General features: G+C 54.2%; 12 protein-coding genes. 8 read left to right on the top strand and 4 right to left on the bottom strand.

The genetic code is table 11. The features are described from left to right. From HVX72_RS00990 to HVX72_RS00980, 3 genes are all read left to right on the top strand, one after another. Positions 1-705 carry a fimbria/pilus periplasmic chaperone gene (locus HVX72_RS00990; protein ID WP_181822370.1) on the top strand — a complete coding sequence of 235 codons (705 nt, stop codon included), beginning with the start codon at positions 1-3 and terminating at the stop codon, positions 703-705. Positions 706-817: 112 nt separating this feature from the next. Next, the gene (locus HVX72_RS00985) at positions 818-3355 is read left to right on the top strand and encodes a fimbria/pilus outer membrane usher protein (RefSeq protein WP_181822369.1); all 2538 of its coding nucleotides are present in this window, start codon (positions 818-820) and stop codon (positions 3353-3355) included. A 68-nt stretch (positions 3356-3423) separates the two neighbouring features. Further along, positions 3424-4602: a fimbrial protein gene (locus tag HVX72_RS00980; RefSeq protein ID WP_181822368.1), complete on the top strand. Its 1179-nt coding sequence runs from the start codon at positions 3424-3426 to the stop codon at positions 4600-4602. Between the two features lie 34 nt (positions 4603-4636). Here HVX72_RS00980 and HVX72_RS00975 read toward each other — a convergent pair whose 3' ends face one another. Continuing rightward, complete coding sequence (locus HVX72_RS00975; protein WP_042286708.1) at positions 4637-6031, bottom strand: cytochrome-c peroxidase; 1395 nt, start codon at positions 6029-6031, stop codon at positions 4637-4639. Positions 6032-6452: 421 nt separating this feature from the next. Between HVX72_RS00975 and HVX72_RS00970 the strand changes: the two genes are divergently transcribed. Beyond that, a complete protein-coding gene (locus HVX72_RS00970) occupies positions 6453-8102 on the top strand; it encodes an alpha,alpha-trehalase (RefSeq protein WP_042286711.1) in 1650 nt (549 codons plus the stop codon). Positions 8103-8149: 47 nt separating this feature from the next. Here the strand turns inward: HVX72_RS00970 and HVX72_RS00965 are convergent, their stop codons facing one another. Beyond that, complete coding sequence (locus HVX72_RS00965; protein WP_181822367.1) at positions 8150-9733, bottom strand: STY4199 family HEPN domain-containing protein; 1584 nt, start codon at positions 9731-9733, stop codon at positions 8150-8152. Between the two features lie 151 nt (positions 9734-9884). On the opposite strand from HVX72_RS00965, the gene HVX72_RS00960 reads away from it, so the two are divergent. Further along, a complete protein-coding gene (locus HVX72_RS00960) occupies positions 9885-10439 on the top strand; it encodes a GNAT family protein (protein ID WP_181822366.1) in 555 nt (184 codons plus the stop codon). 12 nt (positions 10440-10451) lie between these two features. Here HVX72_RS00960 and HVX72_RS00955 read toward each other — a convergent pair whose 3' ends face one another. Together HVX72_RS00955 and HVX72_RS00950 are read right to left on the bottom strand one after the other, a co-directional pair. Continuing rightward, entirely contained in the window at positions 10452-11051 is a 600-nt protein-coding gene (locus HVX72_RS00955) for a response regulator transcription factor (RefSeq protein WP_042286718.1), read from the bottom strand. A gap of 358 nt (positions 11052-11409) precedes the next feature. Beyond that, entirely contained in the window at positions 11410-12168 is a 759-nt protein-coding gene (locus tag HVX72_RS00950; RefSeq protein ID WP_060570213.1) for an SDR family oxidoreductase, read from the bottom strand. A 119-nt stretch (positions 12169-12287) separates the two neighbouring features. On the opposite strand from HVX72_RS00950, the gene HVX72_RS00945 reads away from it, so the two are divergent. The 3 genes from HVX72_RS00945 (at position 12288) to HVX72_RS00935 (ending at position 15895) form a co-directional block, all read left to right on the top strand. Further along, complete coding sequence (locus HVX72_RS00945; RefSeq protein WP_181822365.1) at positions 12288-13187, top strand: LysR family transcriptional regulator; 900 nt, start codon at positions 12288-12290, stop codon at positions 13185-13187. Positions 13188-13235: 48 nt separating this feature from the next. Next, positions 13236-14264, top strand: coding sequence for an inner membrane protein YhjD (yhjD, locus tag HVX72_RS00940; RefSeq protein WP_181822364.1), 1029 nt, complete (start codon positions 13236-13238; stop codon positions 14262-14264). A 308-nt stretch (positions 14265-14572) separates the two neighbouring features. Next, on the top strand, positions 14573-15895 hold the full coding sequence (locus tag HVX72_RS00935) for an MFS transporter (RefSeq protein WP_042286730.1): 1323 nt from the start codon (positions 14573-14575) through the stop codon (positions 15893-15895). The last annotated feature ends 68 nt before the right edge of the window (positions 15896-15963 follow it).

The raw sequence follows: 15963 nt of genomic DNA, 5'->3' as shown, positions 1-15963 counted from the left end.
ATGAAACATCGTACCGTTTACCTTAATGCCGCCGCATTCGTCTTATCTTTCGCTTTAGCGGCCCCTGCAATGGCGGGAATTGTTATCACCGGTACACGCGTCGTTTACCCGGCAGGAGAACGAGAGGTCACGGTTAAAATTGATAACCGCGGAGATAAACCGGTCCTTGCGCAAAGTTGGGTCGACGACGGCGATGCTGGCGCCACGCCGGAAACAGCGAACGCGCCGTTTACTATCACACCTCCTGTGAATCGAATCAATCCGGGAAAAGGTCAGACGCTGCGTCTGATGTATACCGGAGAAGCGCTTCCGAAGGATAAGGAATCTGTATTCTGGCTGAACGTGCTTGAAGTACCGCCAATGAGCAAAGAAAAGCAAAACCAGTTACAGATGGCGTTTCGTTCGCGAATCAAAATTTTCTTTCGTCCTTCAGGTCTGGTGGGGGATGCAAACCTGGCCGGACAATTCGTTAGCTGGAAAAAGGTGGATGGGGGCGTTGAGGGTACAAACCCGACACCATACTTCGTCTCACTCGCCAACATTGCGGAAGATGAAGAAGGTAAAAAACCGATTGGTAACGGTGGAATGATTGCTCCCGGCGGGAAGACATTCTTTGTGACAAATAAGCGCCCCTCAACAATTTACCCCTCATATATCAATGATTTTGGTGGGATAACCCCTGTGCCACAGTCGGTAGCGCCGTAGCCATCGCTGTCCGGCATCCCCGCGTGTACGGGCGGGCAAAAAAGAAAAAAGACCGAATACCGAGCTTAATTGTGTTCAACCGCGTCACGTCGCTAAAGTGAAAGGAACTCACATGTCCTCTTTCCATCATTTGCTGTCTCCGCTGACTGCCGCTGTTCTGCTTGCTACCGCAACCGAGAGCGCAGCCAATAATGATATTGAGTTTAACCCCCACTTTATGAGTCCGGGAAGCCAGAGCCGGATCGACCTGTCTCGCTACAATCAGGATCTCGCTCCTGCGGGTCGGTATAGCGTTGAGCTTATCGTTAACGATCGCCGTATCGGTCGCGATGACGTAACGGTACAAGACAGAACCGTCAGCGGTAAACGACTGCCTGAAGTGGATATTTGCGTAAAATTGTCGACGCTGGACGCGCTGGATATCAACCTCAAGCGGCTTACACCTGAAGCGCAAAAAATGATTGCGACCCATCAAGAATCCAACAACGACGATCATTGTCTGGCGCTGAACCGCCTGTTGCCAGTCAACAGCGTTTCTTTCGACGCTAACGAACAATCGCTGAACATGACGCTGCCGGAGGTGTATCTCATTAATCGCCCCAGAGGTTATGTTAATCCTGAACAATGGGATACAGGCATCACGGCGGCCACGCTGGGCTATAACGTGAACGCCGGAAGCACCCGTTACCACGGCAAAGACAACGACATGTTGTATAGCAGTTTCCAGGGCGGTTTTAACCTCGGCGGCTGGTACTTCCGCCACAACGGCGTTTACACCAAAACGACAGATACCGACAGCGTTTACAACAATATCAATACCTACTTACAGCGCGATATTCCCGCTATTCAGGGACGCCTGCTTTTGGGTGACGCCAATACCAAAGGAGAGTTGTTCGACACCCTTTCATTTCGCGGTGCGCAAATCGCTAACGAAGAACAGATGTTACCTAACTCCGTTCGAGGGTACGCACCGGTTGTTAGGGGCAACGCCCGCACAGCCGCGCGCGTTATTATTCGGCAGAACGGCAATGTTATCTACGAACGTTCGGTTGCTCCCGGCCCCTTTGAAATCGCCGATCTCTACCCAACCGGTTATGGCGGCAACCTGGATATTTCTATCGAAGAAGCGGACGGCTCACAGCAGAATTTTCAAATTCCCTATACGGCCACCAGCAACCTGCTGCGCCCCGGCACGCACCATTACAGCCTGACCATAGGCAAAATACGCTCAACTCAGTTGCGTGAAGAGCCCACCCTTGCGGAAGCGACCTATCGGCGCGGGATAAATAATGCGCTAACGCTCTATGGCGGCATGCAAGGTAACGGCGCCTATCAGGCAATCCAGGGCGGCGCGGCATTCGGCACCGCATTTGGTACGTTCTCACTGGATGTGACACATTCGCGCCCGAGACTGGGAACGGGCTGGGGAAAAATGTCTGGCGAAAGTTATCAGCTTAAGTACAGCAATGTCATACAAAGCACCGGCAGTAATCTTTCTGTCGCGGCGTATCGCTACTCTACTGATGGTTATATGGACTTCATGACCGCCATGACCACCGACGAGCTGTATTCTGGAAACGGTAGCGGTAGAACCGCCAGACGCGCTAAAGACAGGGTGCTGGTCAGTGCGTCACAACCCCTGCCTACCGGCTGGGGGCAATTTTATGTCAGTGCCTGGCAACAGGCCTACTGGAATGATGCGGCAACCGACCGCCAGTACCAGTTCGGTTATAACAACCGGTTCAAAAAGCTCAGCTACAGCCTGAGTATTAATCGCAATCAGGACGCGTTTGGCCGGTTTCAGAACTCTTACATGCTCAACCTGACACTGCCGTTGAACGATTTACTGGGCTTCAGCCAGATGGGTTCTACCCTGACGCATGGTCCTGGCAACACCCTCAATGAACAATTGTTTGCTTCCGGCACGGCAGGCGACGAAAACCAATACAACTATAGCGTGACGGCCGGGCATACCCGGCAGAGCAGGGAAAACAGCAGCAGCCTGGTGATGAACGGTTCTGCTCGTACGCCATACACCACGCTGAACGCGTTGGCGGGCGGCGGTAAACATTATGAAACCTGGTCTGCGGGATTCAGCGGCGCGATGGTGGCTCACTCCGGCGGACTGACGCTCTCGCCATACAGCGGCGATACCTATGCGCTGGTTGAAGCGAAAGGCGCAAAAGGGGCAAGCATGGTGAGTTATCCAGGCATTAAAGTGGATCGCTTCGGCTATGCCGTCATTCCTTATCTGACAGCGTATCAACTTAATGAAGTGGAGATCAGTCCGAAGGGGCTATCGAACAACGTCGAACTGAATCTGACCAGTCAGAAAGTGGCGCCCTATAGCGGAGCAGTAGTGAAAGTGAAATACGACACTACGGTGGGTTATCCCGCCCTGATCGGCGCGCCAATGGCGAATGGAAAACCGTTGCCGTTTGGCGCTGAAGCCTTTGACAGCGACGGAAGACACATCGGGGTTGTCGGCCAGGGCGGCAGACTATTTGCCCGCGTGCCGTCAACCGAAGGCAAGATCAAGGTTGTCTGGGGCGAAGGCCCGGACCAGCAGTGCCAGGTGCGCTATATGCTGCCCGCCAATGCAGATCTGGAAAAAAGCAACGCCATCAAATTTAACTCGCGCTGCGAGTAACGACAGTACCGTAGCATCGCTGAATGCACAACCGGATACAACGGTAACGGACAAAAAGGAATATGAACATGAAATTAGCTCTGCGCTTACCGCCCCGGCTCCGCCTTTCCCTCGGGTCGTTGAGGCGCATGATTTGCGGCGTTTTGGCGCTTACGGCGCTACAGGCTCAGGCGTATACCTGCGGATTCGATAATATCTTTCACGAAAATTTGACCATTCCGGTTGTCGGACCGGGTATGTCAACCGTTGGTGAAGATGTTCCCGTGGGTCAGGTTATCTACAGAGGACGGTTTATGGGTACCGCCAGGGCAACCAGTTATTACTGCGATATCAATGTAGAAGATATTGAAGCTGGCGAAAGCGTACAGACAATGCATGTTTATAACAAAATTGACATCATCGCCACACCATTGGGTGCGCCGACGCTTTCAGAGGAAAAAGCCATTTTCCCAACCAACGTGCCCGGCATTGGCGTCATCTTTTACCTGTCGGGATCGTCATTCCAAAATTCGAAATTCCCGGCTATTTGGGAAAGGAAATTTGAGATCGGATATGGGAAGACATCGCAGGGGTTGGGACAGATATCATTGGTTGAGCTCGAATTAATCAAGACAGGTCCAATTGCGCCAGGTACTCATCAGGTACTGGGATCGTCTTTTCCGACGTTCCAGATTACATCTGGATCACATTCGCCAATCGTTGTGGATCATGTGTTTGTAACGCTCAATTTCAGCGGCGCCACGACCATGTATACCAAAACCTGTCAGTTGGCTACATCAGTCGTTGATGTCGAGCTGGGCCGCCATCAACGCGCTGACTTCACCGGTATTGGCACCGTCGCGCCGTGGAGCGAGTTTGATATTATGCTGCGGGATTGTCCGGCATTTGTCGGCTATGGCAATCACTCTTACAGAGAATCAACCGGCGAGACAACGGGCACCAACGCCCCAAACCAGGTCGCTATCACCTTTAACAGCGTTCACGGTGTAGTAGAGAACAATCCGCAAATCGCTAAACTGGAAAGCGGACCGACGGCAGCCGAAGGCATTGGTATCGAAGTGTCAGAACGAAATAGCGCTACATTGCTTAATCTTGATGGTTCGGGCGGATTTAACCTGCAAAATTTACCGACGGAAGATGGCGCAAACTATATCATTCCGCTTAAAGCACGCTATGTACAATATCAATCCGAAGTAAAAGCTGGCATCGCCAACGGCGCAGCGGTTTTTACGATCACCTACAATTGATAATTAACAGGCCGGATTTCCGGCCTGATTTTTATCACTTGCCCTGCATATACGGCGTATACACCCCGGTCTGGCTTTCGAGGAAGGCGACGATATCATCGATATCTTCCTGCGGGATCTCTTTCCCGACCTGGTAACGCAGCATCAGCTTCACCGCGCCGTCCAGGGTCGGCACATCGCCCCGGTGGAAATAGGGCGCGGTTAGCGCAACATTACGCAGACCCGGCACCTTCTGGCGCAGTTTATCGCGCAACTCGTTGGTAACGTTCATACGCCCAATATCCGCTGCGGTCATTTCACCAAAGTTAAAGTCCCGCTTTAAACCCAACGGCTCAAACGACCGACCGCCGAGAATCACGCCGCCATGACAGGTCGCGCACTTGTTATCCTTAAACAGCTGATAACCGTGCTTCTGCTGAGCCGTCAGCGCGTTTTCGTCGCCGCGCAGCCACTTGTCAAACGCGGAGTCTGGGGTGATCAGCGTTTTCTCGAATTCGGCAATCGCGTCGGTGATCGTCTCTCCGCTGAAACCCTGCGGGTAAACCGCCAGGAACTGCTGCTTCAGCACAGGATCCTTGTCGAGCTTACTGATGATCTCATCCCAGGATTTCGAGGCCATCTCGATCGGGTTCAGCGGCGGTCCACCGGCCTGCGCCTGTAACGTTGGCGCGCGTCCGTCCCAGAACTGCTCAACGTTAAAGACGGAGTTAAACACCGTCGGCGCATTGATTGGCCCTACCGCGCCGCCCACGCCGATCGACGTTTTACGACCATCCACTCCGCCCGCGTTCAGCGCATGGCAATGGGCGCAGGAAATCGTGCTGTCGCCGGATAAACGCGGATCGTGATACAGCGTGAAACCCAGCGCCACTTTTTGCGCATCGGTCGGTAAGACTTTTGGAATCGGCTGCACCGGCTCATTGCGATGCTGCGCGGCGGTGTCATGGCTGGCGTAATACTGCTCACGCTGCTTCGCGATCCAGTCCAGAATCGTCTTACGTTCCTCGTCGCTCACCTTCCCCGCCCAGTGCAGCGCGGTATAGCGCGTCGGTGGCATGGTTTCGTATTGCATCACCCACTCGATTTTATTCAGATCGCTCTGGGAAACAGGCTCGTTGGCCACCAGCGCGGCGCGAACGGCCTCCAGATTGAAAGATTTATAGCCAAGCTGAATATCGTAATTCATCAGTTGCCTGGCGATGGGGAAAGAAGAATAAAAAGGAAGTTCAGCGGAGGGGGTATGGCAATAATCGCATCCCTTCTCTCTTAAAAACCCCAACACCTGGTTATTTTCCTTCAGCGCAGAGGCCTGAACGGATGCGGTCTGGCTACGCTGCTTTTCGTGGTACCAGACGTAAGCGGATAAGCCGAAATAACATAGAACGATGCCCGCGATGGCTATCGCGGTAAGACGGGTAATGATTTTCATTATTTTACCCTCACGGTAGTGAGTTAGTGGGTCCCAGAAAGATAAAATGACGTGTCTTGTAAAGACCCAGTCATAATAAAAAAGACGCTGAAGCGGGGATTGATAAGTATCAAGCAATAACATGGGCGGTAACTATCGTTGAGATAGCTTATCCCTATTATTTAACGGGTTTTTTATTTTTTGCTATTTATACTTCGTTGCAATCGAATGTTCCGAAAATAGCGACGGTCGACACGACATCATTTTTCAGAATATCGCTGTCTTTCAAACAGATAAATTATTTATATGATAAAAGAGGAAATATCGAAACGTGATCGACCGCACACTTTGCACCGCACAGACCGAAGCGAATGTCTACGCTTAAAAAACAGCCGGGCAACACCCGTATCATTTACGACGCAATCCGGAGGTCCTTCTCATTATGATCAACCAGAACCTACAACACGTCCCGTCAGAGGAACTCACGATCGATGTCGATCTGATGTACGAAACGGATCCGTGCGAGTTAAAGCTGGATGAGATGATCGAGGCAGAACCGGAACCTGAGATGATTGAGGGGCTCCCCGCCTCTGACGCCCTGACGCCAGCCGATCGTTATCTTGAACTGTTTGAGCATGTGCAGTCCGTAAAGCTGTTTCCCGACAGCAAAACGTTCCCGGACTGCGCGCCGAAAATGGATCCGCTCGATATTCTGATCCGCTACCGTAAAGTCAGACGTCATCGGGATTTCGATTTGCGACAGTTTGTCGAAAACCACTTCTGGTTGCCGGAAGTGTACGACAGCCAATATGTCTCAGACCCTGAAAATACGCTTAAAGAACACATTGACCGTCTGTGGCCGGTGCTTACCCGCGAACCGCAGGATCATATCCCGTGGTCCTCGCTGCTGGCGTTGCCGCAGTCTTATATCGTGCCAGGCGGCCGATTTAGTGAAACCTACTACTGGGATTCCTACTTCACCATGCTGGGCCTGGCGGAAAGCGGCCGGGAAGATCTGCTGAAATGTATGGCGGATAATTTTGCGTGGATGATCGAGAAATACGGTCACATTCCTAACGGTAACCGCACCTATTATCTGAGCCGCTCGCAGCCGCCGGTCTTCGCCCTGATGGTCGAATTGTTCGAAGAAGATGGCGTACGCGGCGCGCGGCGTTATCTCGATCATTTGAAAATGGAGTACGCCTTCTGGATGGACGGGGCGGAGTCGCTGGTGCTTAACCAGGCCTATCGTCACGTGGTTCGCATGCCGGACGGCTCGCTGCTCAACCGTTACTGGGACGATCGTGACACGCCGCGCGACGAGTCGTGGCTGGAAGATGTGGAAACCGCCAAGCACTCCGGGCGTCCGCCAAATGAGGTCTATCGCGACCTGCGTGCGGGCGCGGCCTCCGGCTGGGACTATTCTTCCCGCTGGCTGCGCGACGCCACGCGTCTGGCGAGCATTCGCACAACGCAGTTTATCCCGATCGATCTCAACGCCTTCCTGTTTAAGCTGGAAAGCGCTATCGCCAATATTTCGGCGCTGAAAGGAGAACGCGAGGTGGAAGCGGAATTTCGCCAGAAGGCCAGCGACCGACGGGCGGCAGTAAACCGCTATCTGTGGGATGAAGAAAACGGCTGCTATCGCGACTATGACTGGCGACGCGGAGAGATGGCGCTGTTTTCCGCCGCCAGCATCGTGCCGCTGTATGTCGGCATGGCGACGCACGAACAGGCCGATCGCCTCGGCGACGCGGTACGTAACCGCCTGCTGACGCCTGGCGGGATCCTCGCCACCGAGTATGAAACCGGCGAGCAGTGGGATAAACCCAACGGTTGGGCGCCGCTCCAGTGGATGGCGATTCAGGGCTTCAAAATGTACGGCGACGACGCGCTTGGCGATGAGATAGCGCATAGCTGGTTGCAAACGGTGAACCTTTTTTATCAACAGCACCACAAGCTGATCGAGAAGTATCACATCGCTGGCGGCACCCCGCGTGAAGGGGGCGGTGGTGAATATCCGTTGCAGGACGGCTTCGGCTGGACGAACGGCGTGGTGCGTCGGCTGATTGGCTTGTACGGCGAACCTTAAAGCGAGTGCCGGATGGCGGCGCGAAGCGCCTTCTCCGGCCTACCGCATTACCTGATGGCGTCATAAATGGCGCGTTGGATCCTGTGCCACTTTTTATTATCCGCGCTGGGGTCGGCGCGCAAGCGCCGTTCCGCCTGCTCCATATCATACTGCTGGCGCTTCACCACCGCAGGCACGGTGCAAAATCGTTGCAGGTAGGCTTTGTGTTCACTGTTCATCGTCGCGCCGCCTGACATGGCGTGACCCAGCGTGTTGATGAACCGTCGACAGGGCTTGTTTTCGTCCATCTGGGAGGGATAGCGCAGCAGCAGCTGTAAAACGTCGTCGTGTCCGCGGGCAAACGCCGTCTCCGTCCAGGCAATCTGCCAGTTCATTCCGCCTTGTAAAAAAAGGCTGGTGACCCGCACATCGTTACGATCGATGGCCGCCCGAAGTGAAAACGCATCCCAGGTAATCCCCATCTGGCTGACCGTCTCCCGTGCAGAAGGCATTTCACGCTTGGGTTCGCTCTGCACGATAGCCACGCTTGGGGCTGGGGCTGGCGGCTGGGAGCTGACCAGCCACGCGCCGCCGCCGAGCATGGCGAAGACCATCACGCCGACGGCGCCCCACAGCACGCCGGAAATCAGCTGCTCGCGTTCTTCCGCCGTGCGCTGCGGCCGCTTGCGCGGTGGATCAATGGATTCGCCGATCTCCTGCGCGTCACCGCCTGCCTGATGGTCTTTATGCCGCGCATCGTCCCAGTATTGCGCCAGTTTTCCTTCTTCCACGATCATGAACGCCGTCGGGTTTACCCGCCCTCGTCCCTGTTCGTAAGCCCGCTGTACGGGGCGGACAATATGCTGAAACTGGCAGGCCAGTAGCGTCAGTTGCGCCGATGATAAGGGAACGCCGGCCAGTACGCTGTTACGCGCCTGCCGGCAGTCATCAAGAAACACGCGTAGTGTGAGGCGCGGTTCTACAAACAGCGTCAACACGGATGCATCGTTAAAGATCCCGGCATAATGGCGGCTAAAGGTTTTCTTGTCGACCACCATTAGCGCCAATTCGCTAAAGCGCATTCCGCTCAGCGGATCCTGCTTTTCACCCTGCTTAATCCAGCGTCTGAGCTTATCGGCGCCAAAGCTCTGTCTGAGATAGTTGTTGAGCTGACTCTTGTCCGGCCACATTTGCGCAATCAGGGCGATTAACGTCAGTTCAATCGCGCGCAGCTGGCGCTCGGCGCGCATCTGCTGGCTTGCATCGGTTTGCTCAATGTCTGTCTTGTAGTTCAGCAACGGCTGATGCTGGCGCAGTCGTTCAAGGGCATTCACTACCCGCAGGGCGGCAATAAGCTGATTCTCGTTGACCTCTTGTCCATTGTCGTATTGCGGCACGCACTGCTGAAGGTGGCGAAGTTGCAGCGTCAACTGGCTCAGTTGCGCATCGTTAAGATGCAGCCGCCGGGCGACCGCGCTCCAGCCCCCCAGATTCAGTCGGGCCTGATCCAGTTGTTCAAGAAACCAGCGCGGATCTTTGCCTTCAGAAGCATGTACCCCCAACAACAGCAGGATTTCAACGGAAGCCTGGCGGATGATTCCCAGGCAGTGTTCAAACGTCGTGCGTGTGGTCTGTAAAACGCTAATCGTCATTCTCTTCCTTCACCAGAAAGTCCACCCCACCGGGAAATAAATTTTGCTTTAGTACATTGTTTTAATTATTACTTTTTATAGATATAACATGTTTAATCATTAATACAGTGACCGCTGTGTGAACATCGAGAAATTTTCAGGAGTGTGCCCCGTGCCCGTGTTAACGACCGACCGCCTGACCTGCCGCCCCATCGTCTCCCACGACTGGCCCTTTTTTCTCGCGCTCCAGCGACACCCGTCGGTGATGCGTTACGTTGCTGACGCGCGCAGCGAAAAACAGATCCGTGACGCCTTTGACGCCCGCCTGCCGGCATGGCAGCCTAGCGCAGCGCACTGGCTGTGCCTGGTGGTGTGCGACACGGCGACGCAGACGCCGCTGGGCGTGACGGGGTATATTCAGCATGATGAAGGAAGCGCGGAAGTGGGGTTCCTGCTGGCAGCGGAGGCGCAGGGGAAAGGGTATGGCATGGAGTCCCTGCGCGCAGTCTGCGACTACGCCTTCACAACGGGCGGCTTACGCCGCCTGACAGCCTGCGTCACAGAAGGAAACCAGGCCTCGCGGCGCTTGCTGGAAAAAACAGGATTTGTACTGGAAGGCACGCTGCGGGAAAGCTACTGGCTCGAACAGCGCTGGCAAAATGACTGGCTGTTCGGTCTACTGAAGCGGGACTATTTCGCGACCAGCACATTTCTGGCCACGAAATAAAAAGCGATTGCCTTATGGCTGAAACAACAGCATGGCCGCCTGCGTACGATTTTTCACGTCGAGGCGGCGATAAAGCGTTTCAAGATGCGCTTTAACCGTTCCGGTACTGATATTTAACGCGCGGCCAATTTCTTTATTTGATTCGCCCGCTGCAAGCATTGTTAAAATTTCTCGCTGTCGGCTACTTAATGCGTTTATATCGCGATATTCAGGTGATGGAGTTGTTAACAGTTCACTGGGTAAAAATAACATTCCCATCGCGACGCTATTTAAGGCAAGGGCGAATTTTTCGGCGACAGAATCACGCGGCACAATCGCCAGCACGTTATATTGCACCATTTCCTGAAGCCACTTTTTGCTGCAGTCTGTCACCGAAATCAAGGTCCTCACCTGCGGAAACCGCTGGACCAGAGTCTGTAATAACCAGCGGCAAAACTCGCCGTCAAGATCGCCGTCCAGCATCAGCAGGGCGTCCGGGGTGTTTTCCAGCGTTTGCCAGAGTTCATCCGCCTGACTGACGCCCTGAATACTTACTCCTGGAATTCGCTGTTCTAAACTGATTTTCATTCCATGAATAAATATTGACTGCCTGTCAAACATGATGATGTTCATTACTCTCTCTCCACCGTTTTCCAAAATCGCATTAAGGAGTGAAAGGGTATTACCCGGGGGGTAAAATAAGAATTCGCCTTTTGGCGGGGGCCATTCTACCGATATCACGCATGGAGAGAAGAAAAAAAGACGAATAGTTACAGCTCAGCCCCATAAATTACACATTTGACGAAAATACCGACGCCAAATTAAGGATATCCTTATAAATTCGTGGTGAGGTAATGATTTATAATATTATTTATCAAAATATTATCGAAAGCGCGCAGAAAGGGAAAGAAGTGAAAAACCCGCAATATGTAACATAATAAAAATTCGCATTTTAGGTTAATTCAGCGGACTTTCGCCCGCTGAACCGCGGTTATAAAAACATACCGCCTGACACCTCAATACGCTGTGCGGTCATCCAGGCCAGATCGTCACTGAGCAACGCGGCAATAGCGTCACCGATGTCATCGGGTAGCCCTGCGCGACCAAGCGTCGTTTGCGACGCGATCCACGCGTTCAGCGCCTGATTGTCCCGCACACGACCGCCGCCGAAATCCGTTTCAATTGCGCCGGGCGCGATAACATTAACGGAAATGCCCCGTTCGCCAAGTTCTTTCGCCTGATAGCGCGTCAGGACTTCCATTGCCCCTTTCATCGCAGCGTAGGCCGCGTAACCCGGCAGGGCAAAACGCGCCAGCCCGGTTGACACATTGAGAATGCGTCCGCCATTTTTCAGCAGCGGCAACAGATGCTGAGTCAGGAAAAAGGGGCCTTTAAAATGAATGCGCATCAGTTCGTCAAACATCGCTTCGGTCGTGTCGACATAAGGTGCATACACGCCAATACCGGCATTGTTCACTAAATAATCAAATGTCTCGCGATGCCAGTGTTGTTGAAGCTGTTCTTTTACCGTTTGCGCAAAGTCGGAAAAGCCGGATGTATCGGCGACATTTAGCTGAATTGCCGCCGCTTTTCTGCCTTTTCCTTCAATTTCGGCGACAACATCCAGCGCCGCCTGCTGCTGGCTATTGTAGGTAATGAGGATATCCGTTCCTTTGTCCGCCAGCTTAAGCGCGGCGTTTTTACCCAGTCCACGGCTTGCGCCAGTCACCAATGCGATACGTTGCGTCATAAGAAACCTCATTTCTGCGCTTGTGAAGATTGAGACAAAGCTTATTAGGTGATAGAAAAACAATAAATGTCGCGAATTGCGCATGACTGTTTCATCCAGAACAACAATAGGTCAATCGAATGGATAAAATTCATGCAATGCAGTTATTCCTTCGCGTCGCGGAGCTGGAAAGCTTTTCGCGTGCCGCCGATACCCTGGGCCTACCTAAAGGTAGCGTATCGCGCCAGATCCAGGCACTGGAAAACCATCTCGGCACCCAGTTGCTGCACCGCACCACGCGTCGGGTTCAACTGACCCAGGACGGCATGGTCTACTACGAGCGGGCAAAAGATGTGCTGAGCAACCTCGATGAGCTGGACGGGTTGTTTCAACACGACCCGACCAGCATCAGCGGCAAGCTGCGGATCGATATGCCGGTAGGCGTCGCCAGGAATCTGGTGATCCCGCGCCTGCCCGCCTTTTTACAGCAGTATCCCGGCATTGAGCTGGAGCTGAGCAGCAGCGATCGGCTGGTGGATCTGATCCGCGAAGGGTTTGACTGCGTGGTACGCGTCGGCACGCTTAAGGATTCCGGTTTGATCGCCCGTCCTCTCGGTAAGCTGACGGTGATCAACTGCGCCAGTCCGCAGTATCTGGAGCGTTTTGGTTACCCGGAAAGCGCCGACGATCTCGCCTCACATGCCGTGGTGCATTATTCGCTGAATCTCGGGACGCGCCCGCCCGGCTTTGAGATCGCCAGCGCCGGCGGCACACACTGGATAAAAACCGGCGGCACGCTGACGGTAAACAGCACCGAAACCTATCACGCCGCCTGTCTGGCGGGTCTGGGCATCATACAGGTGCCGCGGGTCGGCGTGCGGGAGGCATTACGCAGCGGCAGCCTGATCGAAATCCTGCCCCAGTACCGCGCCGCGCCGATGCCGGTGTCGCTACTTTATCCCCATCGGCGGAATCTTTCGCGGCGGGTCCATTTGTTTATGGAATGGTTATCCGGCGTTATGCGGGACTACGTGGACTGAGAAGCTATACTCTGTGCAGACATGAACAAAAGAAGGACGACCGACCTGATGACGCAGGATAACGACGTAAAACGCCCCACTCAGGAACTTGAACACCAGCCGATCCCAAAGGTCGACACGACTGAAGCCATTGAGACCCCGAAGCAGGAAAGCAGCAACGCGACGCTGAAAAAGTTGACCACCATGGTGGAACAGATCCAGCGCATTCCGATGATTGCGCATCTGATCCGCGCGACTGAGCGCTTTAACGACCGCCTGGGCAATCAGTTTGGCGCGGCCATCACCTACTTCTCGTTTCTGTCGATGATTCCGCTTCTGATGGTGTCGTTTGCCGCCGCCGGTTTTATCCTCGTCTCCCATCCCACGCTGTTGCAGGATATCTTTAATAAGATTCTGATGAACGTCAGCGACCCGACGCTGGCCGCCACGCTGAAAAGCACCATCAATACCGCGGTGCAGCAGCGTACTACCGTTGGCCTGGTGGGTCTGGCGGTGGCGCTCTATTCGGGAGTGAACTGGATGGGTAACCTGCGTGAGGCGATACGCGCGCAGTCGCGTGACGTGTGGGAACGCACGCCGCAGGATCAGGAAAAAATCTGGATAAAGTACCTGCGCGATTTTATCTCGCTGATCGGGCTGTTGGTCGCGCTGATTATTACGTTGTCGATAACTTCGGTTGCGGGTTCGGCGCAGCAAATGATTATTTCGGCGCTGTATCTGGACAACATTGAATGGCTGAAACCGGCCTGGCGTCTGATTGGCCTGACGATCTCTATCTTCGCCAACTACCTGTTGTTCTTCTGGATTTTCTGGCGTCTGCCGCGCCATCGTCCGCGCAAAAAAGCGCTAATTCGCGGAACGTTTATTGCGGCGATTGGCTTTGAGGTGATCAAAATCATCATGACCTACACCCTGCCCGCGCTGGTGAAATCGCCGTCCGGCGCCGCATTTGGCTCGGTGCTGGGGCTGATGGCGTTCTTTTACTTTTTCGCCCGCCTGACGCTGTTTTGCGCCGCGTGGATCGCCACCGCCGAATACAAAGACGACCCGCGTATGCCGGGCAAAAGCCACCGCTAGAGGCGGTATCGACGTGCCGGATAGCGACTCGCTCATCCGGCCAGCTAAGGCCGACCAGGCATGGACTTCCGCCAGCACTCATTGATTCAGCATATAAATCCAGGCCGTAACTTTTATTTAACCGAAAACCAGTTTTATCCACTAAGTTTACAATTATGTGAAGCATTTCATGGACGTGAAATCTAAGGTGTAAAAATTATCCGCTTTTTGCCCATTTTTTAGCCATCCCACTACGTTGTTACAGATTGAAATGTCGCTTTTGCTGTGCGTAATATGGCCTTTCGTTCGCCAAAAAATAAGAAAATTGTATGCAAGCAACAGCCACCACACTCGACAATGAACAGGAACACACGCCGGTCAACTCGCGTAATAAAGTCGTCGTCGCCTCACTCATTGGCACCGCCATTGAGTTCTTCGACTTCTACATTTACGCCACCGCCGCGGTGATTGTTTTCCCACATATCTTCTTCCCGCAGGGCGACCCGACAGCCGCCACGCTGCAGTCGCTCGCCACCTTCGCCATCGCCTTTGTCGCGCGTCCCATCGGCTCCGCGCTGTTTGGTCACTTTGGCGATCGGGTGGGGCGTAAAGTGACGCTGGTGGCGTCGCTGCTAACCATGGGGATTTCAACGGTTATCATCGGCCTGCTGCCAGGCTATGCCACCATTGGTATCTTCGCGCCGCTGCTGCTGGCGCTGGCGCGTTTTGGTCAGGGTCTGGGACTCGGCGGCGAATGGGGCGGCGCAGCGCTGCTGGCCACCGAAAACGCGCCGCCGCGCAAGCGCGCGTTGTACGGTTCGTTTCCGCAGTTGGGCGCGCCGATTGGCTTCTTCTTTGCCAACGGCACTTTCCTGCTGCTCTCCTGGCTGCTGACCGACGAGCAGTTTATGACCTGGGGCTGGCGCGTGCCGTTTATCTTCTCGGCAGTGCTGGTGATCATCGGCCTGTACGTTCGCGTGTCGCTGCATGAAACACCGGTCTTCGCCAAAGTCGCCGCAGCGAAAAAACAGGTCAAGATCCCGCTCGGCACGCTGTTGACTAAACATGTGCGCGTGACAATCCTCGGCACCTTTATCATGCTGGCGACCTACACGCTGTTTTATATTATGACTGTTTATTCAATGACCTACAGTACCGCAGCCGCTCCCGTTGGGCTGGGCATGCCGCGTAATGAGGTGCTGTGGATGCTGATGATGGCGGTCATTGGTTTCGGCGTAATGGTCCCCATTGCAGGTCTGCTCGCGGATGCGTTTGGTCGTCGTAAGAGCATGGTGATTATTACCAGCCTGATCATCCTCTTTGCCCTGTTCGCGTTTAAACCGTTGCTCGGTTCCGGAAACCCGGTGCTGGTGTTTGCTTTTCTGCTGTTGGGGCTGAGCCTGATGGGGCTGACCTTTGGCCCGATGGGTGCGCTGCTGCCGGAGCTGTTCCCCACGGAAGTACGCTACACCGGCGCGTCGTTCTCCTATAACGTGTCGTCGATTCTTGGCGCGTCGGTGGCACCGTATATCGCCGCATGGTTGCAGTCAAACTATGGGCTGGCCGCCGTGGGTCTTTATCTGGCATCAATGGCCGCGCTGACGCTGATTGCGCTGCTGTTAACGCACGAGACGCGTCATCAGTCGCTGTGAGTCATTGGCCGGATGGCGCTGACGCTTATCCGGTCATCCTGTGTGCCTTCCCGACAGCCCGGCAAGCA

Source organism: Citrobacter sp. RHB21-C05, from assembly GCF_013889015.1.
Lineage (GTDB): Bacteria > Pseudomonadota > Gammaproteobacteria > Enterobacterales > Enterobacteriaceae > Citrobacter_A > Citrobacter_A sedlakii.
The sequence above is the reverse complement of the archived record's forward strand: the minus strand, read 5'-3'. Positions and strand labels throughout refer to the sequence as shown.